At 69.4% G+C, this 23266-nt stretch carries 26 protein-coding genes; 15 read left to right on the top strand and 11 right to left on the bottom strand.

What is annotated here, in order from left to right; translation table 11 throughout:
* Positions 1-85 precede the first annotated feature (85 nt).
* From H8N03_RS06500 to H8N03_RS06490, 3 genes are all read left to right on the top strand, one after another.
* A complete protein-coding gene (locus H8N03_RS06500) occupies positions 86-484 on the top strand; it encodes a hypothetical protein (protein WP_187075347.1) in 399 nt (132 codons plus the stop codon).
* A gap of 15 nt (positions 485-499) precedes the next feature.
* Positions 500-841: a hypothetical protein gene (locus H8N03_RS06495; protein WP_187075346.1), complete on the top strand. Its 342-nt coding sequence runs from the start codon at positions 500-502 to the stop codon at positions 839-841.
* A 186-nt stretch (positions 842-1027) separates the two neighbouring features.
* Positions 1028-1525, top strand: coding sequence for a hypothetical protein (locus H8N03_RS06490; protein ID WP_187075345.1), 498 nt, complete (start codon positions 1028-1030; stop codon positions 1523-1525).
* A gap of 62 nt (positions 1526-1587) precedes the next feature.
* Here H8N03_RS06490 and H8N03_RS06485 read toward each other — a convergent pair whose 3' ends face one another.
* On the bottom strand, positions 1588-2082 hold the full coding sequence (locus H8N03_RS06485; protein ID WP_187075344.1) for a Spy/CpxP family protein refolding chaperone: 495 nt from the start codon (positions 2080-2082) through the stop codon (positions 1588-1590).
* Between the two features lie 238 nt (positions 2083-2320).
* On the opposite strand from H8N03_RS06485, the gene H8N03_RS06480 reads away from it, so the two are divergent.
* Complete coding sequence (locus H8N03_RS06480; RefSeq protein WP_187075343.1) at positions 2321-2656, top strand: hypothetical protein; 336 nt, start codon at positions 2321-2323, stop codon at positions 2654-2656.
* Between the two features lie 101 nt (positions 2657-2757).
* On the opposite strand, the gene cueR is transcribed toward H8N03_RS06480, so the two are convergent.
* The gene (gene cueR / locus H8N03_RS06475) at positions 2758-3177 is read right to left on the bottom strand and encodes a Cu(I)-responsive transcriptional regulator (RefSeq protein WP_354005087.1); all 420 of its coding nucleotides are present in this window, start codon (positions 3175-3177) and stop codon (positions 2758-2760) included.
* Positions 3174-3371, bottom strand: coding sequence for a heavy-metal-associated domain-containing protein (locus H8N03_RS06470; protein ID WP_187075342.1), 198 nt, complete (start codon positions 3369-3371; stop codon positions 3174-3176). The genes cueR and H8N03_RS06470 overlap by 4 nt, the downstream gene beginning before the upstream one ends.
* Positions 3372-3529: 158 nt before the next feature.
* Between H8N03_RS06470 and H8N03_RS06465 the strand changes: the two genes are divergently transcribed.
* Together H8N03_RS06465 and H8N03_RS06460 are read left to right on the top strand one after the other, a co-directional pair.
* Positions 3530-5728 carry a heavy metal translocating P-type ATPase gene (locus H8N03_RS06465; protein WP_187075341.1) on the top strand — a complete coding sequence of 733 codons (2199 nt, stop codon included), beginning with the start codon at positions 3530-3532 and terminating at the stop codon, positions 5726-5728.
* 58 nt (positions 5729-5786) lie between these two features.
* Positions 5787-6368, top strand: coding sequence for a hemerythrin domain-containing protein (locus tag H8N03_RS06460; protein WP_187075340.1), 582 nt, complete (start codon positions 5787-5789; stop codon positions 6366-6368).
* A gap of 34 nt (positions 6369-6402) precedes the next feature.
* Here the strand turns inward: H8N03_RS06460 and H8N03_RS06455 are convergent, their stop codons facing one another.
* On the bottom strand, positions 6403-7500 hold the full coding sequence (locus H8N03_RS06455) for an alkene reductase (protein WP_187075339.1): 1098 nt from the start codon (positions 7498-7500) through the stop codon (positions 6403-6405).
* A 49-nt stretch (positions 7501-7549) separates the two neighbouring features.
* Positions 7550-8155 (bottom strand): glutathione transferase GstA, encoded by a 606-nt coding sequence (gene gstA, locus H8N03_RS06450; protein ID WP_187075338.1) that lies wholly within the window; start codon positions 8153-8155, stop codon positions 7550-7552.
* A 111-nt stretch (positions 8156-8266) separates the two neighbouring features.
* On the opposite strand from gstA, the gene H8N03_RS06445 reads away from it, so the two are divergent.
* Together H8N03_RS06445 and H8N03_RS06440 are read left to right on the top strand one after the other, a co-directional pair.
* Positions 8267-9547, top strand: coding sequence for an AsmA family protein (locus H8N03_RS06445; protein ID WP_187075337.1), 1281 nt, complete (start codon positions 8267-8269; stop codon positions 9545-9547).
* Positions 9548-9646: 99 nt separating this feature from the next.
* On the top strand, positions 9647-10504 hold the full coding sequence (locus tag H8N03_RS06440; RefSeq protein ID WP_187075336.1) for a transglutaminase-like domain-containing protein: 858 nt from the start codon (positions 9647-9649) through the stop codon (positions 10502-10504).
* A 111-nt stretch (positions 10505-10615) separates the two neighbouring features.
* Here H8N03_RS06440 and H8N03_RS06435 read toward each other — a convergent pair whose 3' ends face one another.
* A complete protein-coding gene (locus H8N03_RS06435; protein WP_187075335.1) occupies positions 10616-11371 on the bottom strand; it encodes a class II aldolase/adducin family protein in 756 nt (251 codons plus the stop codon).
* A gap of 104 nt (positions 11372-11475) precedes the next feature.
* Here H8N03_RS06435 and H8N03_RS06430 point away from each other — a divergent pair, with 104 nt between their 5' ends.
* Positions 11476-12189 carry a Crp/Fnr family transcriptional regulator gene (locus H8N03_RS06430; RefSeq protein ID WP_255428097.1) on the top strand — a complete coding sequence of 238 codons (714 nt, stop codon included), beginning with the start codon at positions 11476-11478 and terminating at the stop codon, positions 12187-12189.
* A gap of 94 nt (positions 12190-12283) precedes the next feature.
* Here H8N03_RS06430 and H8N03_RS06425 read toward each other — a convergent pair whose 3' ends face one another.
* Complete coding sequence (locus H8N03_RS06425; RefSeq protein ID WP_187075333.1) at positions 12284-13225, bottom strand: helix-turn-helix domain-containing protein; 942 nt, start codon at positions 13223-13225, stop codon at positions 12284-12286.
* A gap of 171 nt (positions 13226-13396) precedes the next feature.
* Between H8N03_RS06425 and H8N03_RS06420 the strand changes: the two genes are divergently transcribed.
* The 6 genes from H8N03_RS06420 to H8N03_RS06395 all read left to right on the top strand — a co-directional run bounded on the left by H8N03_RS06420 (position 13397) and on the right by H8N03_RS06395 (position 19739).
* Complete coding sequence (locus tag H8N03_RS06420) at positions 13397-14584, top strand: amino acid ABC transporter substrate-binding protein (protein ID WP_187075332.1); 1188 nt, start codon at positions 13397-13399, stop codon at positions 14582-14584.
* Positions 14585-14743: 159 nt separating this feature from the next.
* On the top strand, positions 14744-15634 hold the full coding sequence (locus H8N03_RS06415) for a branched-chain amino acid ABC transporter permease (RefSeq protein WP_187075331.1): 891 nt from the start codon (positions 14744-14746) through the stop codon (positions 15632-15634).
* Positions 15631-16578, top strand: coding sequence for a branched-chain amino acid ABC transporter permease (locus tag H8N03_RS06410; RefSeq protein ID WP_435531656.1), 948 nt, complete (start codon positions 15631-15633; stop codon positions 16576-16578). Before H8N03_RS06415 ends, H8N03_RS06410 begins: the two co-directional genes overlap by 4 nt.
* Positions 16571-17362, top strand: coding sequence for an ABC transporter ATP-binding protein (locus H8N03_RS06405; protein ID WP_354005086.1), 792 nt, complete (start codon positions 16571-16573; stop codon positions 17360-17362). Before H8N03_RS06410 ends, H8N03_RS06405 begins: the two co-directional genes overlap by 8 nt.
* Positions 17359-18135: an ABC transporter ATP-binding protein gene (locus H8N03_RS06400; protein WP_187075330.1), complete on the top strand. Its 777-nt coding sequence runs from the start codon at positions 17359-17361 to the stop codon at positions 18133-18135. Before H8N03_RS06405 ends, H8N03_RS06400 begins: the two co-directional genes overlap by 4 nt.
* A 149-nt stretch (positions 18136-18284) precedes the next feature.
* Positions 18285-19739, top strand: coding sequence for an aldehyde dehydrogenase (locus H8N03_RS06395; protein ID WP_187075329.1), 1455 nt, complete (start codon positions 18285-18287; stop codon positions 19737-19739).
* Positions 19740-19902: 163 nt separating this feature from the next.
* Here H8N03_RS06395 and H8N03_RS06390 read toward each other — a convergent pair whose 3' ends face one another.
* The 4 genes from H8N03_RS06390 to H8N03_RS06375 form a co-directional block, all read right to left on the bottom strand.
* Positions 19903-20157 (bottom strand): YkgJ family cysteine cluster protein, encoded by a 255-nt coding sequence (locus H8N03_RS06390; RefSeq protein WP_187075328.1) that lies wholly within the window; start codon positions 20155-20157, stop codon positions 19903-19905.
* A gap of 13 nt (positions 20158-20170) precedes the next feature.
* Positions 20171-20794 carry a DedA family protein gene (locus H8N03_RS06385; protein ID WP_187075327.1) on the bottom strand — a complete coding sequence of 208 codons (624 nt, stop codon included), beginning with the start codon at positions 20792-20794 and terminating at the stop codon, positions 20171-20173.
* Between the two features lie 74 nt (positions 20795-20868).
* Positions 20869-22470 (bottom strand): methyl-accepting chemotaxis protein, encoded by a 1602-nt coding sequence (locus H8N03_RS06380; RefSeq protein ID WP_187075326.1) that lies wholly within the window; start codon positions 22468-22470, stop codon positions 20869-20871.
* Positions 22471-22638: 168 nt separating this feature from the next.
* Positions 22639-23220, bottom strand: coding sequence for an NADPH-dependent FMN reductase (locus H8N03_RS06375; protein ID WP_187075325.1), 582 nt, complete (start codon positions 23218-23220; stop codon positions 22639-22641).
* Positions 23221-23266 lie beyond the last annotated feature (46 nt).

Raw genomic sequence — 23266 nt, 5'->3', positions numbered from 1 at the left:
CGTGGCGAGTGAGCGCTCCAAACTGGTTCCATAGCACCCGGGCGAGCCGGGGATTCCTATAACCGAACCGTACGGAGCCTCACTGATGAAGAAGTCCACCCTTTCCCTGATCGTTGCCGGCTTGGTGGCCGTGGGCGGCATCGCCCAGGCCGAAACCTTCGACACCCCGCAGCAGTCGGGCGAAGCCAGCACCATGACCATGGGCCAGCCGAACCAGCTGACCACGAACTCGCCGTATGGCGACACCACCGTGATGGGCGCCGCGCCTTCCACCGTGATGGTGCCGATGGAGCACTACGTGCACGTGCAACCGGGCTGGAGCGGCAGCTACCAGCAGCGCCACGAGGCGGCCGCCACCTTCAACGTGCCGGCGCGCGCGGGTGAAGCCAGCACCATGACGGGCGGCGTGCCGAACGTGTCCACGGACAACCAGCGGATCGCGGACAACACCTACGTTCCGGTCTGGAGCGTGCCTTCCTATTGATCCAGGAGTGATGCCATGAAGAAGATCTCCCTCGTCGCGGCCGGCGTGCTCGCCGCTGCCGCGGGCCTCGCGCAGGCCCAGTCCGTCATGCTGGAGGGCCACAACGTGGTCACCACGGTGGCGGCCGAAGGGCAGCGCACCTTCTGGATCGACACGCCCGTGATGTCGGGTTCCGTGATCCCGGGCTCCGTCGCGGCGCTGAGCGTCGATTCCACGCCGGTGGCCGTGATCCACCAGGACAGCGTGCTGGCCGCCGCGCCGGTGAGCTCGGACACGACCATCCTCGGGGCCGGCCCGCTGCTGCGCATGGACCCGTCCATGTACACGCCGCCCGGACTGGTGTTCGAAGGCCGCTGAGCCTCCATCCCATCCGCTGCAAAGCCAGGCACCGCCTGGCTTTTTTCGTTTCCGTGCTCGCCCGGCGGCTCCTACGCGCAGCCGCTGGCGTGTCCGATACAGCCGGGATGCGGCGGCGCCAAACTGGTTGGCACGAGCCCGGCGCAGGCTGGGCACCCACCCACAACATCCAGTACGGAGAATTCCATGAAGAAGATGTCCCTCTCCCTGATCGCGGCCGGCGTGATGGCCGCCGCCAGCTTCGCCCACGCCGACGCGATCTTCTATCCCGACGGCACGATGGTCGAACTGGGCCCCAACGGTGCCGACACCCTGGCGCTGGACTCCAGCACCAGCCTCGACACCACCGTGCTGGGCGCCGGCCCCGCGACGTCGACCGTGACGACCACGACGACCGTGACGCCGGCCTACGAGTACGTGTACGTGCAGCCGAACATCAACTTCGACCGCCACACGGCGATGGACCAGATGCATCGCAACTACCACCTGACGCACAAGGGTGACTCCGTCACCCGCCACCAGGCCGCCGCCACCTTCAACGTGCCGGCGCGCGCGGGCGAGGCCAGCACCATGACGGGCGGCGCGCCGAACGTGGCCACCGACAACCACGTGGTTGTCGGCCGCTACGACATCCCCTACCACGTGGTGAGCGTCGACGGACCGTACTACGTGTTCTCGTACTGAGCGCCGCGGCGCCCATGAAAAAAGCCAGGCACTGCCTGGCTTTTTCGTTGTCGCGGGTGCGATCAGCCGCGGGGGCCGCCGTGGTGGCCGTGGCCACGGCCGCCCTTGCCGCCGAGGAAGCGCAGGCTCTCGGCATCGAAGGTCTTCTTCTGCTCGGCGTTGAGCTGGGCGTAGAAGGTCTTGGTCGCGTCCATGCGCTTGTCCATGGCGGCGTTGCGCTCGGCGCGCAGGGCACGCATGCGGTCGATGCGCTCCGGCGTGGTCAGGCGGGCGATCTCGGCGCGATCGGGACGCTGGTGCGGGGTGGGCTGCAGGTTGGCGGTCCACGTGCTCCAGGCGCCTTCCTGCGCCGGCGTGATGGCCAGCTTCTGCTTCAGCTCGCCGAGGCGCTGCGCCATGCGCTCCTGCATGCGGGCGCGGAACTGCTCCATGCGGGCCGCGTCGGGCCGGCCCGCGCCAGGGGCGCCGGCGGGCGGCGTCTGGGCCTGGACGGCGGCGCCGAAGCCGATGGCGGCGACGAGGGTGGCGGCGATCAGGTGGCGACGGTTCGGTTTCATTGGGAGGATCCTTTCAAGGTTCGGGGCCTGGGTGCGGGCCCGTTGGAAGGAAGTCTCGGCGGCGGCTGTGTCTCATCCATCGCGCCAGCGTTGCGGGAGTGTAAAGACCGGGCCTTTACCGGCAAGCTACACGCTGGGTCGTGTCCGTCCTACGGCAAGCACCCACCGGGGGCGACAGCCCGCACGGACGGGCAGGGCCACAGTGGGCTCCAACACAGTTGTCTTCAGGAGTTCCACGATGAGGTACCAGGATTTCGTGCGAGCGGCCGCCGGGGTGCTGGCCACCGCATTCGTCGCCGGAGCCGCCTGGGCGCAGGCGCCCAAGCAGCCCGAACCCGTCACGATGACCGACACGGCGCCCGTCCACGCCGCCGACCGCTCCAGCGTGGGCGCGGTGATCCTGATGGACGACCCGGTGCTGGCGCAGCGCGAGCAGATGCTCGCCGTGCAGGAACGGTCCGCGGTCGACACGCGCTCGATGGGCGCCGGCCCGGCGAAGGTGCTGCGGGACGTGATGGCGAAGGAGGAACTGAAGCGGCAGCAGGCGCTGGACGCGGAGAAGGCGAAGAGGTGACGGGGGTGCTGGGGTTCGCTGCGCGAAACCCAGCCTACGACCCGTGCTCGCTTCCCTTGTAGGCTGGGTTTCGCGCAGCGAACCCCAGCTTCCCCGCCACCCTACCTCGCCAATTCATCCAGGATCGGGCACTCCGGCCTCTCATCCCCCTGGCAGCAGTGAATGAGGTGCTTGAGCGTCCGCTGCATCTCCTGCATCGCGACGATCCGCTGCTCCAGTTCCTCGGCGTGCTTCTGCGCGATCCTGCGCACGCTGGCGCTCGCCCGGCGGCGGTTCTGCCAGAGGCCGACCAGCCCGCCGATCTCCTCCATCGAGAAGCCCAAGTCGCGCGCGCGCTTGATGAAGCGCAGCGTGTGCACCTCGGCTTCGCTGTACTGGCGGTAGCCGCTGTCCGTGCGCGCCACGCGCGGCAGCAGCCCCAGCCCCTCGTAGTGCCGCACCATCTTGGCCGACACGCCCGAGAGGCGCGCCGCCTCGCCGATGTTCACCGGCCAGGCGACGCCGTCCTGCGCAACCTTCACGCGGCGACCTTGTAGCCTTCTTCCTCGATCGCGCGGGCGATGGCCGCGTGGTCCTGCCCGGACTGCACGTCCACCTGGCCCGTGGCGAGGTCGACCTTGACTTCCGCCTGCGGGTCGACGGACTTCACCGCCTGCGTGACGGCGCCCACGCAATGGCCGCAGCTCATGCCTTGCACCTGGAAGGTCTGGTTCATCGTCGAATCCTTTCTGCTTTCTGGTTGGGAGGTTCCGGAGCGTGAACCTTGCCACCATGGTAAGGTCAAACCGCGGGATCCCAAGCCCCCGCGCGCTGCCGGGTTGATCCGGCGCAAGGCCTTGACCTTCCCATGATGGCAAGGTCCATCCTTCAGCCATGGACACCAGCACCACCGCCCCCGCCACCCTCGATCTCGGCGTTGCCGGGATGACCTGCGCCTCCTGCGTCAACCGCGTGGAGCGCGCGCTGAAGAAGGTCCCGGGCGTCAGCGATGCCGTGGTCAACCTGGCCACCGAATCCGCCCGCGTGACCTACGCGCCTTCCGGGCAGATGGAAGCGCAGATCCGCCGCGCCGTGCGCAACGCGGGCTACGAGCCGCGCAGCGCGGAACAGGCGCAGCAGGAAGACCTCTCGCCCTGGGCGGGCTTCGCGCCGGTGGCGCTGGGCCTGCTGCTGTCGCTGCCGCTGGTGGTGCCCATGGTCGGCGATCTCGCCGGCAAGCACTGGATGCTGCCGGCCTGGCTGCAGTTCGTCCTGGCGACGCCGGTGCAGTTCATCCTCGGCGCCCGCTTCTACAAGGCCGGCTGGCATGCGCTGAAGGCGGGCACGGGCAACATGGACCTGCTGGTGGCCATCGGCACGTCGGCGGGCTGGGGCCTGTCGATGTGGCTGTGGCTGGCGCAGGGGCACGAGCACCTGTATTTCGAAGCCTCGGCCGTGGTGGTGACGCTCGTGCTGCTCGGCAAGTGGCTGGAGGCCCGCGCCAAGCGCCAGACCACGACGGCCATCCGCGCGCTGCAGGCGCTGCGTCCCGAGATCGCGCACGTGATCCTGCGCTCCGGCGGCGAGGCCGACCTGCCCCTGGCGGAAGTCCTGGCGGGCGACCGCCTGGTCGTGCGTCCCGGCGAGCGCATCCCCGCGGACGGCGTGCTGGAGCAGGGCGACACGCACGTCGACGAATCCATGCTGACCGGCGAACCGCTCCCCGTCGCGAAGGGCCAGGGCGCGCGCGTCACGGGTGGGAGCATCAACGGCGAAGGCCGCTTCGTGATGCAGGCGACGGCGGTCGGCCACGAGAGCGTGCTGGCGCGCATCATCCGGCTCGTCGAGGACGCGCAGGCAGCCAAGGCGCCGATCCAGCGCCTGGTGGACCAGGTGTCCGCCGTGTTCGTGCCGGTGGTGCTGGTCCTCGCGGCGATCACGCTGGGCGGCTGGCTGCTGGCGGGCGGCGGCGTCGAGGAAGCGCTGATCCACGCGGTCGCCGTGCTGGTGATCGCGTGTCCCTGTGCGCTGGGTCTGGCGACGCCCGCGGCGATCATGGCGGGCACCGGCGTGGCCGCGCGGCAAGGCATCCTGATCAAGGACGCACAGGCACTGGAGCTCGCGCATCGTGTCGACACCGTGGCGTTCGACAAGACAGGCACGCTGACGGTCGGCCAGCCGCGGCTGGTGGACTTCGTCGCCGCGCCGGGCGTGGAGGCCGATGCGCTGCTTGCCGCGGCGGCCAGCCTGCAGAGCGGCAGCGAACATCCGCTGGCCCGTGCCGTGGTCGCGGCGGCGCGCGAACGGCAGCTCACGGTGGCGGCGCCCGATGCCGTGCGGGCGGTCGCGGGCCGCGGCACCGAAGGCGAGGTCGCCAACCGCAGCTACCTGATCGCCAGCCTGCGCTGGCTGGAGGAACTCGGCGTGCCGCTCGGCGCGCTGGAGGCCGACGTGCGGCGGCTGCAGGGGCAGGGCGCGACCTTGTCCGCGTTCGTGGAGCGCGCGACCGAGGGCCTGGTGTTGCGGGCGCTGATGGCGTTTGCCGACGAACCCAAGGCGGGCGCGGCCGAAGCCCTGGCGCAGCTGCGCGCGCGCGGCTTGCGGCTGGTGATGATCTCCGGCGACAACCGCGCCGCGGCCGTGGCCATGGCGGCGCGCCTGGGCCTCGCGCCGGAGGAGGTGCAGGCCGAGGTGCTGCCGGGCGACAAGGCGGCGCGCGTGGCGGCGCTGCGGGAGAACGGCCACGTCGTGGCCATGGTGGGCGACGGCGTCAACGACGCACCCGCGCTCGCGGCGGCCGACGTCGGCATCGCCATGGGCACGGGCACGGACGTCGCGATGCATGCGGCGGGCGTGACGCTGATGCGCGGCGACGTGGGCCTAGTGGCGGGCGCGCTGGACATCTCGCGCCGCACGGTGCGCAAGATCCGGCAGAACCTGTTCTGGGCCTTCGCGTACAACGTGGCCGGCATCCCGCTGGCGGCGCTGGGCTACCTGAGCCCGGTGGTGGCCGGGGCGGCCATGGCCCTGTCCAGCGTGAGCGTCCTCACGAACGCCTTGCTGCTGAAGCGCTGGCGCCTGCCGGGGCGTTGACTTGGGTCAAGCGGGCAGGGGCCCCTGCGTGCGAATCTGGCGGCAGGAGACCGACACCATGACCCGACCTGCCTTGCAAGTGATCCGCGACGAGCATGCCGCCGTCGCCGCCGTGCTGCGTTCCATGCTGCAGATGCTGGAGCGCGACCCCGACGAACAGCCCGAGCGCTTCTTCGACGTGCTGCGCGCGATGCTGTTCTACATCGACGAGTTTCCCGAGCGCCGCCACCATCCCAAGGAGTCGGACCTGCTCTTCCCGAAGATCGCGCGCGTGGCGCCGCAACTGATGCCCGTGATCCACAAGCTGGAGGAAGACCACATGTCCGGCGAGCACCGCGTGCGCGAGCTGCAGCACCTGCTGCTCGCCTGGGAGCTGCTGGGCGACAGCCGCCGCCCCGCATTCGACGACGCCGCGCGCAAGTACGTGCAGTTCTACCTGGAGCACATGCGTACCGAGGAGGTGGAGCTGCTGCCGGTGGCGCAGAAGCAGCTGACCGAAGCCGACTGGGCCCAGCTCAACGCCGCCTTCCAGGCCAAGGGCGACCCCTTCGCGAGCGGCGACCGCGACCCGATCTACGACCGGCTGTTCACGCGCATCGTCATGCGCGCGCCGGCGCCGATCGGGGTGGGACCGGAATGAACCGTCCTTCCCGCCTCCGCGGGAATGACGCGGGCTATCTCGCCAGCGCCGGGTAGTCCGTGTAGCCTTCCGCGCCGCCGCCGTACAGCTTCTCCTTCCGCACCTCGTTGAACGCTGCGTTGGTGCGCAGGCGTTCGACCAGGTCCGGGTTCGCGATGTACTTCATGCCGAAGGCGACCAGGTCCGCGCCTTGCGACAGCGCCTGCTCCGCCAGCGGACGGTCGTAGCCGTTGTTCACCATCCAGGCGCCCTTGGCTCCCGCTTCGCGCCAGGCGCGCAGCATCGCGTCGTAGTCGAAGGGACGGCCTTCCACTTCGCGCGGGCCGCCGGTCGCGCCTTCGATCAGGTGCAGGTAGCACAGGCCCAGCGGCGCGAGCTGGCGCACGACGTAGTCGAAGAGCTTCTGCGGGTTGTCGTCGACGATGTCGTTGGCCGGCGTGACCGGCGACAGGCGCAGGCCGGTGCGTTCGCGGCCGACCTCCTCGCACACCTCGCGCATGATCTCCAGCAGGAAGCGCGCGCGGTTCTCGATGGAGCCGCCATAGTCGTCCGTGCGGCGGTTGCTGCTGCTGCGCAGGAACTGGTCGACGAGGTAGCCGTTGGCGCCGTGCACTTCCACGCCGTCGAAGCCGGCGCTGATGGCGTTGCGCGCGGCATGGCGGAAGTCGCGCACGATGCCCGGGATCTCTTCCGCGTCGAGCGCACGCGGCTCGGACACCGCGACGAAGCCCTCGGGCATCAGGAAGGTCTTGGTCTTGGCGGTGACGGCGGACGGCGCGACCGGTTGGCCGCCACCCGGCTGCAGGCTCACGTGCGAGACGCGCCCCACGTGCCACAGCTGGCAGAAGATGCGGCCGCCGCGCGCGTGCACGGCTTTCGTGACCTGGCGCCAGGCGTCGAGCTGCTCGGTGCCGTAGAGGCCCGGCACGTCGGCGTAGCCCTGGCCCTGGTGCGTGATGGCGGTGCCTTCGCTGATGATCAGGCCGGCGCTGGCGCGCTGGGCGTAGTACTCCGCCATGAGCGGCGTGGGGATGGCGTTCGGCGCGCGGTTGCGCGTGAGCGGCGCCATGACGATGCGATTGGGCAGCTGCAGCTGCCCCAGCTGCACGGGGTCGAACAGGGTCTTCTTCATGTGTGTTGGTCAGGGCGGGACCGCGAGGGTTCCCGCCCCGTACAGAGCCTTACGACAGCTTCTCGGCCTTCAGCGCTTCCTGCACCGCCGGCCGCGCGCCCACGCGCTCCTGGTACGCGACGAGGTTGGGGTACGCGGAGAGGTCGATGTTCATCGGCTTGGCCCAGCGCGAGACGGTGTAGAGATAGGCGTCCGCCACGGTGAAGTGGTCGCCCATGAGGTACTGCTTGCCCGCGAGCTCCTTGTCGACGAAGGCGAAGCGGTTGGCGATGCGGTCGCGGTAGATCTGCTTGCCTTCGTCCGGCATGTTCGGGTTGAACAGCGGCGAGAAGCTCTTGTGGATCTCGGTGCCGATGAAGGTGAGCCACTCCTGCAGGCGATACCGCGGCAGCGTGCCGTTGGCGGGTGCGAGGTTCTTGTTCGGCGCCTGGTCGGCGATGTACTGCACGATGGCCGGGCCTTCGCGCAGCCGCGTGCCGTCGTCGAGCTCCAGCATCGGCACGTAGCCCAGGGGGTTGATGGAGTAGTAGTCGGTGCCGTCCTGCAGCTTGTGCGTCTTGGTCGGGGCCATCACCGGCTCGAAGGCGAGGCCCGCCTCGCGCAGCACGATGTGGGGGGACAGGGAGCAGGCGCCGGGGGAGTAATACAGCTTCATCGTTGTTTCCTTGCTTTGGGCTGTGGCGAATGTGAAGAAATTCCATGCTAGCCCGGCTGCGGAAAACGTGCACGCCTTGGGGCTGCTGCCGAGCTTCGCCACAATCGGTGCATGGCCAAGGTCTTGAAGTGGGTGTTCTTTTTCGTCGCGGCGTTCGTGCTCCTCGTGGTGGGGTCGGCGATCGCATTGCAGTACTGGTTGCGGACCGACGATTTCCGCACGCGCGCGGAGCGCGAGGCGAGCGCGGCGCTGGGCGTGCCGCTGAAGCTGGGCAAGCTCTCCATCGACCTGTGGCCGCTGCCCGCGGTGGCCGCCGACGACGTGCAGATCCAGACGCGTCCGGCGCTGACCGTCGGCCGCATCGAGGCGCGGCCCGGTTATCCCGCGCTGATGGCGGGCAAGCTGGAGATCGCCACGCTGACGGTGCGCAAGGCGGTGCTGCCGCAGGCGGCGATCGCCGCGATCGGCAATGCGATGGCGAAGAAGGACAAGGGTGCCAAGCCGGCGGCGAAGCCCGCATCGGCGTCGCGCAGCACCATGGACATGCTGCCGCGCAAGGCGGTGTTCGACGACATCACCTGGATCGACGAGAAGGGCCAGCGCATCACGGTGGACGCGCAGGCGAACCTCGGCTTCGACGGGCTGCTGGACGAAGCCTCGTTCCGCATCGTGCAGGGCCGCCTGGCCGGCACGCGCGGCAACGTGGAGCGTGACGGCGATTTCTGGCCCGTGCGCATCGACATCGGCGGCGGGCACATCGCCGGCAAGCTGCAGCTGCAGCCGGGCAAGTCGGGCAGCCAGGTGCTGAGCGGCAACCTGAACACCGAGAACGTGGAAGTGTCCGCGCTCACCGCGCCGAGCAAGCCGCTCACCGGCAAGCTGCAGGCGCAGACGACGCTGCGCTCCGAGTTCCGCGACGTCGGCCAGGTGGCGGACGTGCTCACGACGCAGACGCGCTTCACCGTGCGCGATGCGCTGATCCAGGGCATCGACCTGCAGAAGGCCGTGAACACCGTGGGCCTGAGCCGCGGCGGGATCACGCGCCTGGACACGCTGGCCGGCCAGGTGAACACGCAGGGCAAGGCGGTGCACCTGACCAACCTGGTGGCGACCTCGGGCGCGATGTCGGCGACCGGCAACGTGTCGATCTCGCCGGCCAAGGCGCTCAACGGCATGGTGAACGTGGACTTGGCGAGCAGCAAGGGTTCGCTCGGCGTGCCGCTGGCGGTCGGCGGGACCGTCGACGACCCGAGCGTCACGCTGACCCGCAGCGCCATGGTGGGTGCGGCGATCGGCACGCTGGTGATGCCCGGCGCGGGCACGGCGGCCGGCGCCGGGACCGGCCAGAAGATCGGCGACAGCCTGCGGGGCCTGTTCGGCGGCGGCAAGTAAGCCTCGGGCTGTCCTACAGGCGGGTAGGCAGCCGGACGATGGAAGGCCGGCGGTGCAGTCCTTAGCATCAAGGACCAGCTACCGATCCGCAGGCTTTCCATGCACCTGTCCACGGTGGAGACGGTCCTGGAGTACCAGGTCCTGTCGCCCACGCATTTCTGCTTCAACATCGAGGCGGCCCACTGGCCGACCCAGAAGATCCTGAGCGAGCGCCTGTCGATCTCGTCGGGCGTCTCGCCGCACAGCTACGTCGACCCGCGCAGCGGCAACCGCTTCATCCGCTTCGATGCCGGTCCCGGCCCGCTGCGGGTGAACTACAAGGCGGAGGTGGAAGTGCACACGCCGCCGCACCAGGAAGACCTGAAGGAGACGCCGGTCAGCCAGGTGCCGGACGAGATCTTCCCTTACCTGCTCGCGACGCGGTACTGCGAGTCCGATGTCCTGTGCAACGAGGTGGTGAAGCTGTTCGGCAACATCCCTCCCGGCTATGCGCGCGTGCGTGCGATCGAGGAGTGGATCCGCGCGCACATCACCTACAAGTCGGGCAGCACGGACGCGAACACGACGGCGCAACAGGTCTTCGGCCAGCGCATGGGCGTGTGCCGCGACTTCGCGCACCTGGGCATCACCTTCTGCCGCGCGCTGAACATCCCGGCGCGCATGGTGGTGGGCTACGTGTGGTTCGACGAGCCGCCGCAGGACTTCCACGCGCTGTTCGAGGCCTGGCTCGATGGCCACTGGGTGCTGTTCGACCCGACCGGCATGGCGCCGGTGGACCGGGTGGTGCGCATCGGCACGGGACGCGACGCGAAGGACGTGGCGTTCGCCACCATGTTCGGCGCGCTGCAGATGACGCGCAAGGAAGTGATGGTGCTGGAACACGACCCGCGCCCGCGGCACGCGCCGGCGCCGACGTCGGCTCCGGCCTTGGCGGCGGCGCGGCAGGCCATCGCGTAGGCTGGGTTTCGCGCCAGCGAACCCCAGCGCTTTCGCGCCAGCGAACCCCAGCGCTTTCGCGCATCGCTGGGGTGCGCATGCGCGCAACCCAGCCTACGGGCTGCGGGGCTTTCAGGTCTTGTACGACGGATCCAGCTTGTCCAGTTTCCGCAGCAGCGCGGGCCAGGCGATGCCTGCGCCTTGGCCTGCGGTGACCGTCTTCATCACCTTCTCCATCCCCACCATGATCCGCGGGTCGACGTGGTGCAGTTCGCCGCCGGCCTGCGCATCGATCTGGATGCGGCAGGTGTTCTCGAAGGTGTACATGGAGAGCCAGGCTTCCTGCACGCTGCGGCCGACCGTCAGCAGGCCGTGGTTGCGCAGCATGAGGAAGTTCCTGTCGCCCAGGTCCTGCTGCAGCCGCGGCTTCTCCTCGTCGCGCAGCGCCACGCCTTCGTAGTCGTGGTACGCGAGCGAGGCCAGCACGAAGGTGCTCTGCTGCGAGATGGGCAGCACGCCGCACTTCTGCGCGCTGACCGCCACGCCCGCGCGGCTGTGCGTGTGCAGCACGCAGCCGGCGTCCTCGCGCACCTGGTGGATGCAGCTGTGGATCACGAAGCCCGCGGGATTCACCGGGAAGGGGGAGTCGATCAGCTTGTTGCACTGCTGGTCCACCTTCACCAGCGAGGACGCGGTGATCTCGTCGAACAGCAGGCCGTAGGGGTTGATCAGGAACGCGTGCTCCGGGCCGGGGACGCGCGCGCTGATGTGCGTGAAGACCAGGTCGCTCCAGCCGTACAGCGCCACGAGCCGGTAGGCGGCGGCGAGGTCCACGCGCAGCTGCCATTCCTCGGCGCTGACCACTTCGCGCAGCGATGCGATGTTCATGGGGTCTCCTTCTTTCGGTGTCGCGGGCCATTCTTCGTCGCGGCTTGACCCCTCACTGTCACCATTTGGACAATCGCGGGAAGTCCCCGCCCGTCGACGCCCTCTTGCCCGCCTCCTTCGCCACCGCCGAGTTGCTGCTGCGCCTGGAAGCGAACCCCTGGTTCGCCGGCTTGCCCGCGGCCGATCGCAAAGCCGTCCTCGCTGCCAGCGAGCGCCAGCACCTCGCCGCGGGCGAGATGCTGTTCCGCCAGGGCGATGCGGTGCCGCCGGGGCAGGGCGCGTTCTATGGCGTCGTGAAAGGCGGCATCAAGGCGTCCAGCCTGCGCGAAGACGGCAAGGAAGCGATCCTCGTCGTGCTGGAGGCCGGCAACTGGTTCGGCGAGATCTCGCTGATCGACCGCCTGCCGCGCACGCACGACGCGACGGCGGTGGGGGAGACGGAGGTGCTGGCGCTGCCCCGTCCCGCCTTCGACCGCATGATGAAGCGGCCGGCCTTCGCGCTCGCGGTGTGCCGCTTGCTCGCGGGACGCGTGCGTTCGCTGTACGGCATGGTGGAGGACGCGACGCTGCGCTCCACGCGCGCCCGCGTCGCCCGCCGCCTGCTGCTGCTCGCGCGCGGCGATGCCACGCAGGCCCGCGATCCGCGTCCGGTGGTGCCGGTGTCGCAGGAAGCGCTGGCGATGATGCTGGGCGTGTCGCGGCAGACCTTGAGCAAGGAGCTGCAGGGGCTGGCGAGGGAAGGGGCGATCGAGCTGGGGTATGGGAGGATCGCGATCGCGTCGGCGTCCCGGCTCGAGCAGTTCGGAGTGGATTCGTAGGCTGGGTTTCGCGCGAGCGAACCCCAGCGTTGCGGCGGATCGCTGGGGTGCGCATCGCGCAACCCAGCGTACGGACGCCGCGCCACCCAGCGGTTCAAGCCCCTCGGAACTCGCTCGGACTCTTCCCCGTATGGTCCCGGAACACCCGGCTGAAATGCGAGGGATTCCCGAAGCCCCAGGACATCGCGATGTCCGTGATCGGCCTGGCGTGCGGGCCCTGCTGCTGCAGGTCGCGGATGCAGGCCTGCAGGCGCAGGCGCTGGATGAAGGCGGCGATGGTCTCGCCTTCGCCGGCGAACGCGTTGTACAGGTGGCGGCGGCTGCAGTTCAGCGCCTTCGCGATCGAGTCGGCCGAGAGCTGCGGGTCGCGCAGGTTCTGCTGCACGTGCGCGCGGATGCGGTCGCGCAAGGCCTCGCGCTGCGTGAGCGAGGTCTCCTGCCCCGTGAGCTCCATCAGCGACAGCCGCACCAGTTGCTTGATCAACTCGCCCGCACCCACCGCCGCGGCTTCACTCATGTTCGGCAGCTCGAGGTAGGTGTTGCGCATGGTCTCCAGCGCCACCCGCGAGATGCCGCTCGCGCCGAGCCGCCGCGCCATGACGCCGTCGAAGCGCTGGCCGCGTTCGGCGACGTCGTCCTTGGGCACCATCACGATCAGGTGGTCGACGCGTTCCGGGTTGCCGATCTCGTAAGTGCCCGTCGTGTCGTAGATGACCCAGGCGCCGTCGCGCGCGCAGGCTTCGCGCCCCGCCTGGTGCACCACCGCGCTGCCTTGCCAGGGCGCGACGATCTTCAGGTACGGCCCGTCGCTCGTGCGCACCATGGACGCCGTGCGCACCACGCGGTGCCGGTTCGCCTCCAGCCGCGTCAGGATCACGTCGCCGGCCTGCGAGGAGGCGAGGTGGCCGTCGAAGTGCGTATCCCCGTACAGGTCCGACTGCAGTCCGCAGAAGTGCCGCGAGATCCACTCGCACCACTGCGGCGCCCGGTCGCGCGGTGCGACGACGTCGGTGCTGAGCAGCTTGCTGGCGGTCATTGGCGCGGATGATACGGCGGGGCTGCGCCTCGCGCCCCCTGGCCAGACCCCCACGGGTAAACCCTAGGCAGGCGTGCACGGCGCGACAACAGTTCCTGCGCGCACAGCAAAGCGGCGGCCCCTTGCGCTTCCTACGATGCGCGGGTTCACATCCCCCCAGAGGAGACAAGCATGGCCAACCGCCGCCACTTCCTGCAGGGCGCCGCCGCCGTCGGCGCCGCGTCCATCGCTCCCGCCCTGATGGCGCAGAACGCTCCCGTGCGCGTGGGCTACGCGATGTCGCGCACCGGCCCGTGGACGGGCGGCGCGCAGGTGAGCCAGGAGCCGAACTACATCCTCTGGGCCGAGCAGCAGAACGCGGCCGGCGGCCTGGACGTGAAGGGCGTGAAGCGCAGGATCGAACTGGTCTCCTCCGACGACCGCAGCGAAGTCGAGACCGTGATCCGCACCTACGAGAAGCTGATGGGCAGCGACAAGGTCGACCTGATCCTGCCGCCCTGGGGCAGCAACGCCAACTTCGCGCTCGCCCCGCTGGCGAACCGCTTCGGCTACCCGATGCTGGCGCCCACCGCGCTGTCGCGCAAGCTGATCGACATGAACCTGCCGTACTTCTTCTCGCTGCTGCAGCAGCCGGACCGGATGATGGGCGCGCTCGTCGACATGCTGGCGGCCAACAACGTGAAGACCATCGGCATCCTCTACATGGACGACCTGTTCGGGCTGGAGAACTTCGCGGCGCTGAACAACGCGCTGAAGAAGACCAGCATCCAGGTGGTGGAGCGCAAGAGCTATCCGCTGGGCGTGAAGGACCTGTCGCCCGTGCTGCGCGAGCTGAAGGGCCTGAACCCCGACGCCTTCATCGGCATCACCTACCCGCCGGACACCATCCTCGCGTCCAAGCAGGCGAAGGAAGTGGGCTTCAACCCGAAGATGTTCTACGCCTCGGTGGGCACGGCCTTCCAGTTGTACAGGAACGTGATGACGCCCGCCGGTGCCGAAGGCGTGCTGGGTATGGGCTCGTGGAACGCGAAGACCAGCCCGGGCGCGAAAGCCTACTTCGACGCGCACACCGCCAAGTTCCAGAAGGAGCCGGACCGCTGGGCGAGCGGCCACTGCTGGGCGGGGCTCGAGATCCTGACCGCGGCTTGCAAGAACGTGGGCCTGGACCGCAAGGCGATCCGCGAGTACGTGGCGAAGAACACGCACAAGACGATCGTCGGCGACGTGAAGTTCACCGGCAGCGAGAACACGGCGACCCCCGGCAGCGTGGGGCAGTGGCAGAACGGCGAATTCGAGGTGGTGTGGCCGCAGAGCATGGCCACGGCGAAGCTGAATCCGGCCAAGGCGGCGTGGAAATAAGGGACGGCAAGGCAATCAGAGGAGGAGTAGACCCCGTCACTCCCGCGGAGGCGGGAGCCCAGGGCTTTCAAGAGGCGCGCATGCGCGCCCGTCCCGCAAGCCCTGGGTCCCCGCCTTCGCGTGGATGACGGTGGCCTTTTTTTCGCGCCTGAACACACCATGACCCTCGGCGCCTGGACCGAACTCATCGCCTCCGGACTCATCACCGGCGGCATCTATGCCCTCGTGGCGCTCGGCCTGAACCTGCAGTACGGCCTGATGCGCATCCTGAACATCGCCCACGGCGAGTTCCTCATGCTGGGCGCCTACCTCACCTGGATGATGCAGGCGAGCTTCGGCGTGTCGCCGCTGCTGATGATCCCGCTCTCCTTCCTCGCGCTGATGGCGCTCGGCCTGGTGATCCACCGCCTCTGCTTCCGCCGGCTCACCGAGACGTCGCCCAATCTCGACATCTTCGAGGCACGCGGCCTGATGGTCGCCTTCGGCCTCATGTTCCTCGTGCAGAACCTCGTGTCCTGGGCCTGGGGCGGCGAGCTGCGCGGCTACGACTACATGACTTCTCCCGTTGCCTTCGGCGACGCGCAGTTCGCGGCCAACAAGCTGCTGGTGTTCGTGCTCGCCCTCGTGTTCAGCGGCGGCCTCATCGTGCTGCTGCGCCAGACGCTCCTGGGCAAGGGCGTGCGCGCGCTGATGCAGTCGCCCACGGGCGCGCAGCTGGTGGGCATCAACACGCGCGTGCTGCATCCGCTGATGTTCGGCATCGGGCTGGGCCTCTCGGGCGTGGCGGGCGCGCTGCTGTCGATGGCGTACACGATCTCGCCGTCCATGGGCGAGCCCTACACGGTGACGGCGCTGATCGTGATCACGCTGGGCGGCTTCGGCAGCATGGGCGGCGCGCTCGCGGGCGGCCTGCTGCTGGGCGTGGTGGAGGCGATCGGCATGCACTTCACCAATCCCTCGCTCAAGGCGCTGCTCTCGTACGGCGTGTTCATCGGTGTCCTGCTGCTGCGGCCCGAAGGGCTGTTCGCGCGGAAGGGGCGCAAGGCATGACCGCCAGCCGTCACCTCCTCATGCGCGACGTGCTCGTGCTGCTGGTGTTCGCGGGCTGGGCCCTCGCGCTGCCTTACTGGGGCAGCGAGTTCCTGGTCTCGCTGGCGCTGACCTGCCTGATGTATGTGGCGCTGTCCACGAGCTGGGCGCTGTTCTGCGGGACCACGCGCTATCTCTCGCTCGCGACCTCGGCTTTCTTCGGGCTCGGCGCGTATACGTCGGCCATCGGCCTCGCGCAGTTCGGCTGGGTCCCGACCATCCTGCTCGGCGCGGGCATCGCGGCGCTCGTGGCCTTGGTGATGGGCGCGGCGGTGCTGCACCTGCGCGGCACTTACTTCGCGGTGCTCACCTTCGGCATGACGGAGCTGATCCGCCACGCCGTCACCTACTTCGAGAAGAGCGTGACCGGCACGGTCGGCCGCGTGCTGGCCACGGTGCCCGAGCGCGACACGGTGTACCTGACCATGCTGGCGCTCGCGGTGCTCGCCGTCGCCGTGTCGGTGTGGGTGCGGCGCACGCGCTTCGGCCTCGCGCTGGCCGGCATCGGCGGCGACGAGCAGCGGGCGCAGACCCTGGGCGTGAACACGCGCTGGGTGAAGCTCGCGGGCTTCGCGCTGACCGCCGCCTTCGCCGGCGCGGTGGGCGCGGCGATGTCGGTGCGCTGGACCTACATCGACCCGCACACCGTGTTCAACCCCTTCATCGGCTTCCAGACCGTCCTGATCGCGCTGATCGGCGGCGCGCTCACGTTGTGGGGTCCGCTGATCGCCGCGATCGTGTTCAGCGTGCTCGCGGAGACCCTGCGCCTGCAGGCGCCGCAGGTGTACATGATGACGCTGGGGCTGCTGCTGATCCTGTCGGTGCTGTACCTGCCGGGCGGGCTCGCCTCGCTGCGCTGGGAGATCTTCCGCGGCTGGCGGTTCGGGAGGGCGGGCCGTGGCTGAGATCCGCAAGGAACCGCTGCTGGCCGCGCGCGAGGTGACGGTGCGCTTCGGCGGCCTCACCGCCGTCGACCAGGTGAGCGCCACGCTGCAGTCCGGCGAGCTGGTGGGCATCATCGGACCCAACGGCGCGGGCAAGACGACCTTCTTCAACGCGATTTCGGGCGTGCTGGCGCCGACGTCGGGACGGCTCATCGTCGCCGGCGACGACCTCACCGGCAAGGGGCCGCACCGCTTCGCGAAGCACGGCCTCGCGCGCACCTTCCAGACGCCGCGCGTGTTCGCGGACATGAGCGTCGCGCAGAACATCGAGTTCGGCCTGAAGTTCGCGGGACGGCGGCATCGCAAGTACTGGCTGTGGGGCGAGGAAGCCTCGGTGCCCTGGGCCTTGCGGGACGCGGGGAACATCCTGCAGCTGATCGGGCTGTCGGCGCAGGCGGAGTTGCCGGCCGGGTCCATCACGCCGTCGCAGCAGCGGCTGCTGGAGATCGGCATGGCGCTGGCCACGCGGCCGCGCCTGCTGCTGCTGGACGAAGTGGCGGCCGGCCTGACGGAGAACGAGATCGAGAACATGGCGGCGCTGGTGCGCAGGCTGCGCGACGAACTGGGCCTCACGGTGGTGTGGATCGAGCACGCCGTGCGCACGCTGCTGCGCCACGTGGAGCGCGTGATCGTGCTGCACCAGGGGCGCAAGATCGCGGACGGCCCGCCCGCGGAGGTGGTGCGGAACGCCGAAGTGATCGAGGCCTATCTCGGCGACGAGATGGTGGAGGAGGGCGCCGCATGATGCACTGGAGCGAACGCCCCTTCGTGCATGGCAGCCAGGCGCGGCATGCGCACCTGCGCGTGCGCGGGCTGGGCGCTGGCTATGGCGCCTTCCTCGTGCTGCGCGGTCTCGAGTTCGAAGTGCGCCCCGGGCTCACGGTGATCCTGGGGCCCAACGGCGCCGGCAAGACAACCTTGCTGCGCGCGCTCAACGGCCTGGTGCAACGCACCGGCGAAGTGCTGCTGGACGACGCGCCGCTGCCCACGCGCACGGATGCGATCGTGCGCAGCGGCGTGGCCCTGGTCGCGGAAGGGCGCCAGCTCTTTCCGCAGATGACGGTGCTGGAGAACCTGGAACTCGGAGGCTGGCTCGTGCCCAAGGCGGAACGGGCCACGCGCCTCGAGCAGGTGATGAACGACTTCCCCAAGCTGCGCGAACGCGCGCGGCAGCTGGCCGGCACCATGAGCGGCGGCGAGCAGCAGATGGTGGCGGTGGCCCGCGCGATGATGAGCGCGCCGCGCCTGCTGATGCTGGACGAGCCTTCGCTGGGCCTCGCACCGCGCATGGTCGACGAACTGCTCGCGATCGCGCGGCGCATCGCCGACGCGGGCACCACCGTGCTGATGGTGGAACAGAACGTGAAGAAGGCACTGGCCGTGGCCGACCGCGGCTACGTGCTGGAACGCGGCGCGCTCGTCGCGAGCGGGCACGCGAAGCTGCTGGCGCGGTCGAGCGTGATCCGGGAGGCGTATCTCGGGGCGCAGGCTGGCAAGAACGAGAGTGTGCGGGCGTGAGCAGATGGAACGCAGAGGTCGCAGAGGTGACGCAGAGGTCGCAGAGGAAGACCTTGAAGGATGTTCTCTGCGACCTCTGCGAATCTTCTGCGACCTCTGCGTTCGGCTGTCCGCCTTCTGCCTTTCCCAAACACACAAGGAGTAGTTGAATGTCCGATCTCTCGATGCTGATCAACGGCCTGAAGGTCACGGCCGAAAAGGGCGCCATGTTCGAGCGCCGCAATCCCCTCGACGGCTCCGTCGCCACGCGCGCGCCCGCGGCTTCGGCCGCGGATGCGGTGATGGCGGTGGAAGCGGCCGCGGAAGCCTTCCGCACCTGGAGCGAGACCGGCCCCAGCGAGCGGCGCATGCTGCTGCTGAAGGCCGCCGACAAGCTGGAAGCCAAGCTGCCGCAGTTCGTGGAAGCGATGGCCGCGGAGACCGGTGCCGCCGGCATGTGGGCCGGCTTCAACGTGATGCTCGCCGCGGGCATGATCCGCGAGGCGGCTTCGCTCACGACCCAGGTGGCCGGCGAGGTGATCCCCTCCGACGTGCCGGGTTCGCTCTCGATGGGCGTGCGCCAGCCCGCGGGCGTGGTGCTGGGCATCGCGCCGTGGAACGCACCCGTGATCCTCGGGGTGCGCGCCGTCGCCACGCCGCTCGCTTGCGGCAACACGGTGATCCTCAAGGGCAGCGAGAACTGCCCGCGCACCCACCAGCTGATCGCCGAGTCGTTCGTGGAAGCGGGGCTGCCCGCGGGCGTCATCAACTACATCACCAATGCGCCGCACGATGCGGGCACGGTGGTGGAAGCCATCGTCGCGCATCCCGCCGTGCGCCGCGTGAACTTCACCGGCTCCACGCGCGTCGGCAAGCTGATCGCGCAGACCTGCGCCAAGTACCTCAAGCCCGCGGTGCTGGAGCTCGGTGGCAAGGCACCCCTGGTGGTCCTGGACGACGCGGACATCGACGACGCGGTGAACGCGGCCGCCTTCGGCTGCTTCGCCAACAGCGGCCAGATCTGCATGAGCACCGAGCGCATCATCGTCGACGAGAAGATCGCCGACGAGTTCGTGCGCAAGTTCGCGGCCAAGGCGAAGTCGCTGCCGGTCGGCGATCCGCGCAAGCCGGACCCGGTGGTGCTGGGCAGCGTGGTGGGCACGCCCACGGTGGAACACTGCAACGCGCTGCTGGAGGACGCGGTGTCCAAGGGCGCGAAGCTGGTCGCCGGCGGCAAGGCCGAGACCACGCTGATGCCCGCGACGCTGCTGGACCACGTCACGCCCGCCATGCGCATCTACCACGAGGAAAGCTTCGGGCCGGTGAAAGGCATCGTGCGCGTGAAGGGCGTGGAAGAAGCCATCGCCTGCGCCAACGACAACGAGTACGGCCTGTCGGCGGCGGTGTTCGGCAAGGACATCGCGCGTGCCTTCAACGTCGCGCGCCGCATCGATTCGGGAATCTGCCACGTGAACGCGCCGACGGTGCACGACGAAGCGCAGATGCCTTTCGGCGGCGTGAAGGGCAGCGGCATGGGCCGCTTCGGCGGGCGGGCCGGCATCGCGGAGTTCACCGAGCTGCGCTGGATCACGGTGCAGACGACGCCGCGGCACTATCCGTTCTGAGGGCCCGTGCAGATCGCTGGGGTTCGCTTTCGCGAAACCCAGCCTACGGTCCGGCGCGTCGGGGTGATGCGACGTGGCATCTTGGCGCGTAGGCTGGGTTGCGCCGCAGGCGCACCCCAGCGATGCAGCGTGGCGATGAGCGCCAGCGATCCCCACCGGGGATTCACGGCGCCGTCGCCCGCTCCAGTTCCGCGATCCACACCATCGCCAGCTCCTTCGTCGCGCCGCACATCTCCCGCGAAGGCTGCAACCCCCCGCAGAACGCCGGCCGCTCCGGCTTGCCGAAGATCCTGCAGCGGTTCCCTTCATCCAGCTGCACGCATCGCACCCCCGCGGGCTTGCCTTGCGGCATCCCGGGAATCGGCGAGGTGATCGAGGGCGCGATGCAGCAGGCACCGCAGGAAGGACGGCATTCCATCAGCGCGCCTCCCTCACTCGCCACCGGCGGCGGACTCGCGCCGCTCGGGACGGAAGCGGACCACCCGCGCGACGTACCAGGCGACGATGACGACCAGGATGCCGGTGCTCACCGGCTGCAGCACGCCGGAGATCCGCTCGTATTGCGCCTCCAGCAGGTAGCCCGCTGCCGTGAGCACCGAGCACCAGAGCGCCGACCCCGCGAAAGTCCAGGCGCAGAAGCGGCCCAGGGGCATGCCGCACACGCCGGCGGGCAGCGAGATCACCGTGCGGACCGCCGGCACCAGCCGCCCGATCACCAAGGCCAGCGCGCCATGCCGCGCGAACCAGCCTTCCGCACGTTCGAGGTCTCGCCGCGAGAGCGTGAGCCAGCGGCCGTGCCGGTCGGCGAAACGGCTCACGCGCTGCATTCCGAGGAAGCGGCCGGCGAAGTACCAGGGCAGGGCGCCGACCAGCGCACCGACGGCTCCCGCCAGGATGACGAGGGGCCACTGCAGCGAGCCACGCGCCGCCTGGAATCCCGCGAAGGGCATGATCAGTTCGGACGGGAAGGGAGGAAAGAGGTTTTCGAGCAGCATCAGGGCGGCGATGCCCACATACCCATGTGCTTCGATGAATCGGATTACCCATTCGGCCATGCGCGCATTCTCGGCGCACGGCTCGCCTGCGGGGCGCGCAGGCGGGGCCCCGGGCCGGCAAAGGCTGAGGCTGCTCAGCCCCGCGCGGCCAGCAGCGGTTGCTTCACCTGCGGCAGCGGCCGTGCAGAGGGCTTTGCGGCCGGGGCGGCGGCCTTCGCCGGCTGCAGGTAGATCCCGCAGCCGAGGATCAGTTCGCCGGCGCGCTCGATGTAGACCGATTTCGGCTCGATCTGTCCCGAGGCCGGGTTGAGGTACTTGAAGTCGCACCAGCCCGCGCCCGCCTGGCGCGCGACCTGGATCAGTTCCTGGCAGAAGAAGCGGCCGTCGGCGTCGCGGTCCTGGATGCCGTTGATCCCGACTTTCGACGGGTCGGGCGGGTAGGCGCGCCGGTTGCCCTGCATGTCGATCGCAAAGACGTAGTACTCGCCTTGTTCGAAGCGCGGGTCGCGCCGGTTCAGGTCTTCGCAGGCCTCCTGCGCTCCGGCGCGACGCACGTGGTCGGCGACCTTCTTCACCATCTGGATGGCACGCGCGCGGTGATCGGAGCGATCCAGCTTGAAGCGGCTCACGGCTTCGAGCATGGCCGTCGACTCGCGCTGGAAGGAGACGGCCGCGGTGGCGGCCTCTTCGACGAGCGCGGCGTTCTGCTGCGTGGTGGCGTCGATCTGCGCGATGGCGCGGTTGATCTCCGCGACGCTGGCGCTCTGGTCGCGCGACGCTTCCGCGATTTCGGCGATGACTTCGCGCACCTGCTGCACGCTGCCGACGACTTCCTGCATCGTGCGCGCCGCCACGTCCACGATCTGCCTGCCTTCGCCCACGCTCGCCAGCGATCCGGCGATCAGCGACTTGATCTCCTGCGCCGCAGCGGCGCTGCGTTGCGCCAGGCTGCGGACTTCCGACGCGACGACCGCGAAGCCACGCCCCTGGTCGCCGGCGCGCGCAGCTTCCACGGCGGCGTTGAGCGCCAGGATGTTGGTCTGGAAGGCGATGCCCTCCACCGTCGACAGGATCTCACTGACCTGCTGCGCGCTGCCGTCGATGCGCTGCATCGTGCGCGTCATGACCGCCATCTCGTCCGCGGCCTTGAGTGCCACCTCCGAGGCGGTGCCGGACAGCGCCTCGGCACGCTTGCAGTGCTCGCTGTTGCGGTGGAAGGTGTCGGCGAGGTGCTGGATGCCGGCGGCGGTCTCCTCGACGGAGGCGGCCTGTTCCTCGGTGCGTTGCGAGAGCTGCTCGTGGCCTTCCGTGATGGTGCCCGACGCGGAGACGATGGCTTCGGCACTGACGCGCACCTGCCGCACGATCTGCGCCAGGCTGCCATTCATCTTCATGATGGCGTTCCAGAGGCGGTCGGCGTCGTTGTTGCTCGAATCGTCCGTCGTGGCCTGCCGCGTCTCCAGGAGCTCGCCCGACGCGACGCGGTCGGCGACGCGGATGATCCGCGAGATGCCGAAGATCATGTACGCATGGAGTGCGGCGAGGCCGTACAGCGCGAAGGCGGTGAGCGCCCCGATGGCAGCCAGCGGTCCGGCGGGAAGGCTCCGCAGTTCCGGCAGCAACAGGAAGGCCACCACGGCCGGAACGAGGAAGAGCAAACCCGCGAGGGCGAACCCGACGCGGAAACTCACGCGCTTCAATACGAAGAAGGCGGGCGTCAGCAGAAGCCGGAACATCGTCGAGTACTCCTGTCTCCGGCGGTGCTGCACCGGCGCCGCCATCGTGTTCCTGCATGGTAGGCCCGCCGCGCGCTGCTCGACCGTTCGCCGGGGGCGGAATGTCCCCGGGCGTTGCGTTCCCGTTACATTTCCGAACAGTCCGTGGTGCGAGAGAGTACTTTCAGTCTAGCTCGTGTGCAGGCGGCTGGCCGCCCAGAGAACCTGCTCGACGACGGCCCCCGCCCGCCTGCGCGACGCTTCGTCCGTGAGGTGTCCTTCCGCGTCGAAGGCGCTTCCCGCGCGGCTTACGGCGAACGTCGTCGGCGCGACCCAGCAGTGCAGGTTCAGCAGCAGCGGAACCAGGTGGCTCTGCGACCGGATGCCACCCAGCGCGCCCGGCGAGGCGCTGAGCACGCCCACCACCTTGCCGCGCGAGAAGCGGAAGTCGTCGTTCCAGACCGGGTCGCCCTTCACCGGGCTGGAGAGCCAGTCCAGCGTGTTCTTCACCAGCGCGGGGTAGCTGGCGTTGTACTCGGGGGTGCAGACGATCCAGGCCGGGTGCTCGTGGAACAGCTGCTTGAGCTTCATCACGTCCGCCGGCGTGCCCTGCGCTTCGAGGTCGGCGTTGTACATCGGGATGTCGTAGTCGCCCAGCTCCAGGTGCGTCACGTCGGCGCCGCGCTCGCGCGCCATCGCCGCGACCTCGCGCGCGAGCTTGCGGTTGTACGAGCCCTGGCGGGTGCTGCCGGCGAAGACAAGGATTTTCATGGGGCGCATTGAAGCATGGCCGGCAGCCTTTGCTTCCACCTCGTAA

The sequence above is a fragment of the Ramlibacter cellulosilyticus genome (assembly GCF_014297465.1).
Classification (GTDB): Bacteria; Pseudomonadota; Gammaproteobacteria; order Burkholderiales; family Burkholderiaceae_C; genus Ramlibacter; species Ramlibacter cellulosilyticus.
This window is presented reverse-complemented; position numbering and strand designations above follow the sequence as displayed.

What these genes read in the sequence shown, in the direction of transcription:
- H8N03_RS06500 (WP_187075347.1), top strand. Translation starts at nt 86, where the DNA reads ATGAAGAAGTCCACCCTTTCCCTGATCGTTGCCGGCTTGGTGGCCGTG.
- H8N03_RS06495 (WP_187075346.1), top strand. Translation starts at nt 500, where the DNA reads ATGAAGAAGATCTCCCTCGTCGCGGCCGGCGTGCTCGCCGCTGCCGCG.
- H8N03_RS06490 (WP_187075345.1), top strand. Translation starts at nt 1,028, where the DNA reads ATGAAGAAGATGTCCCTCTCCCTGATCGCGGCCGGCGTGATGGCCGCC.
- H8N03_RS06485 (WP_187075344.1), bottom strand. Translation starts at nt 2,082, where the DNA reads ATGAAACCGAACCGTCGCCACCTGATCGCCGCCACCCTCGTCGCCGCC.
- H8N03_RS06480 (WP_187075343.1), top strand. Translation starts at nt 2,321, where the DNA reads ATGAGGTACCAGGATTTCGTGCGAGCGGCCGCCGGGGTGCTGGCCACC.
- H8N03_RS06470 (WP_187075342.1), bottom strand. Translation starts at nt 3,371, where the DNA reads ATGAACCAGACCTTCCAGGTGCAAGGCATGAGCTGCGGCCATTGCGTG.
- H8N03_RS06465 (WP_187075341.1), top strand. Translation starts at nt 3,530, where the DNA reads ATGGACACCAGCACCACCGCCCCCGCCACCCTCGATCTCGGCGTTGCC.
- H8N03_RS06460 (WP_187075340.1), top strand. Translation starts at nt 5,787, where the DNA reads ATGACCCGACCTGCCTTGCAAGTGATCCGCGACGAGCATGCCGCCGTC.
- H8N03_RS06455 (WP_187075339.1), bottom strand. Translation starts at nt 7,500, where the DNA reads ATGAAGAAGACCCTGTTCGACCCCGTGCAGCTGGGGCAGCTGCAGCTG.
- gstA (WP_187075338.1), bottom strand. Translation starts at nt 8,155, where the DNA reads ATGAAGCTGTATTACTCCCCCGGCGCCTGCTCCCTGTCCCCCCACATC.
- H8N03_RS06445 (WP_187075337.1), top strand. Translation starts at nt 8,267, where the DNA reads ATGGCCAAGGTCTTGAAGTGGGTGTTCTTTTTCGTCGCGGCGTTCGTG.
- H8N03_RS06440 (WP_187075336.1), top strand. Translation starts at nt 9,647, where the DNA reads ATGCACCTGTCCACGGTGGAGACGGTCCTGGAGTACCAGGTCCTGTCG.
- H8N03_RS06435 (WP_187075335.1), bottom strand. Translation starts at nt 11,371, where the DNA reads ATGAACATCGCATCGCTGCGCGAAGTGGTCAGCGCCGAGGAATGGCAG.
- H8N03_RS06425 (WP_187075333.1), bottom strand. Translation starts at nt 13,225, where the DNA reads ATGACCGCCAGCAAGCTGCTCAGCACCGACGTCGTCGCACCGCGCGAC.
- H8N03_RS06420 (WP_187075332.1), top strand. Translation starts at nt 13,397, where the DNA reads ATGGCCAACCGCCGCCACTTCCTGCAGGGCGCCGCCGCCGTCGGCGCC.
- H8N03_RS06415 (WP_187075331.1), top strand. Translation starts at nt 14,744, where the DNA reads ATGACCCTCGGCGCCTGGACCGAACTCATCGCCTCCGGACTCATCACC.
- H8N03_RS06410 (WP_435531656.1), top strand. Translation starts at nt 15,631, where the DNA reads ATGACCGCCAGCCGTCACCTCCTCATGCGCGACGTGCTCGTGCTGCTG.
- H8N03_RS06400 (WP_187075330.1), top strand. Translation starts at nt 17,359, where the DNA reads ATGATGCACTGGAGCGAACGCCCCTTCGTGCATGGCAGCCAGGCGCGG.
- H8N03_RS06395 (WP_187075329.1), top strand. Translation starts at nt 18,285, where the DNA reads ATGTCCGATCTCTCGATGCTGATCAACGGCCTGAAGGTCACGGCCGAA.
- H8N03_RS06390 (WP_187075328.1), bottom strand. Translation starts at nt 20,157, where the DNA reads ATGGAATGCCGTCCTTCCTGCGGTGCCTGCTGCATCGCGCCCTCGATC.
- H8N03_RS06385 (WP_187075327.1), bottom strand. Translation starts at nt 20,794, where the DNA reads ATGGCCGAATGGGTAATCCGATTCATCGAAGCACATGGGTATGTGGGC.
- H8N03_RS06380 (WP_187075326.1), bottom strand. Translation starts at nt 22,470, where the DNA reads ATGTTCCGGCTTCTGCTGACGCCCGCCTTCTTCGTATTGAAGCGCGTG.
- H8N03_RS06375 (WP_187075325.1), bottom strand. Translation starts at nt 23,220, where the DNA reads ATGAAAATCCTTGTCTTCGCCGGCAGCACCCGCCAGGGCTCGTACAAC.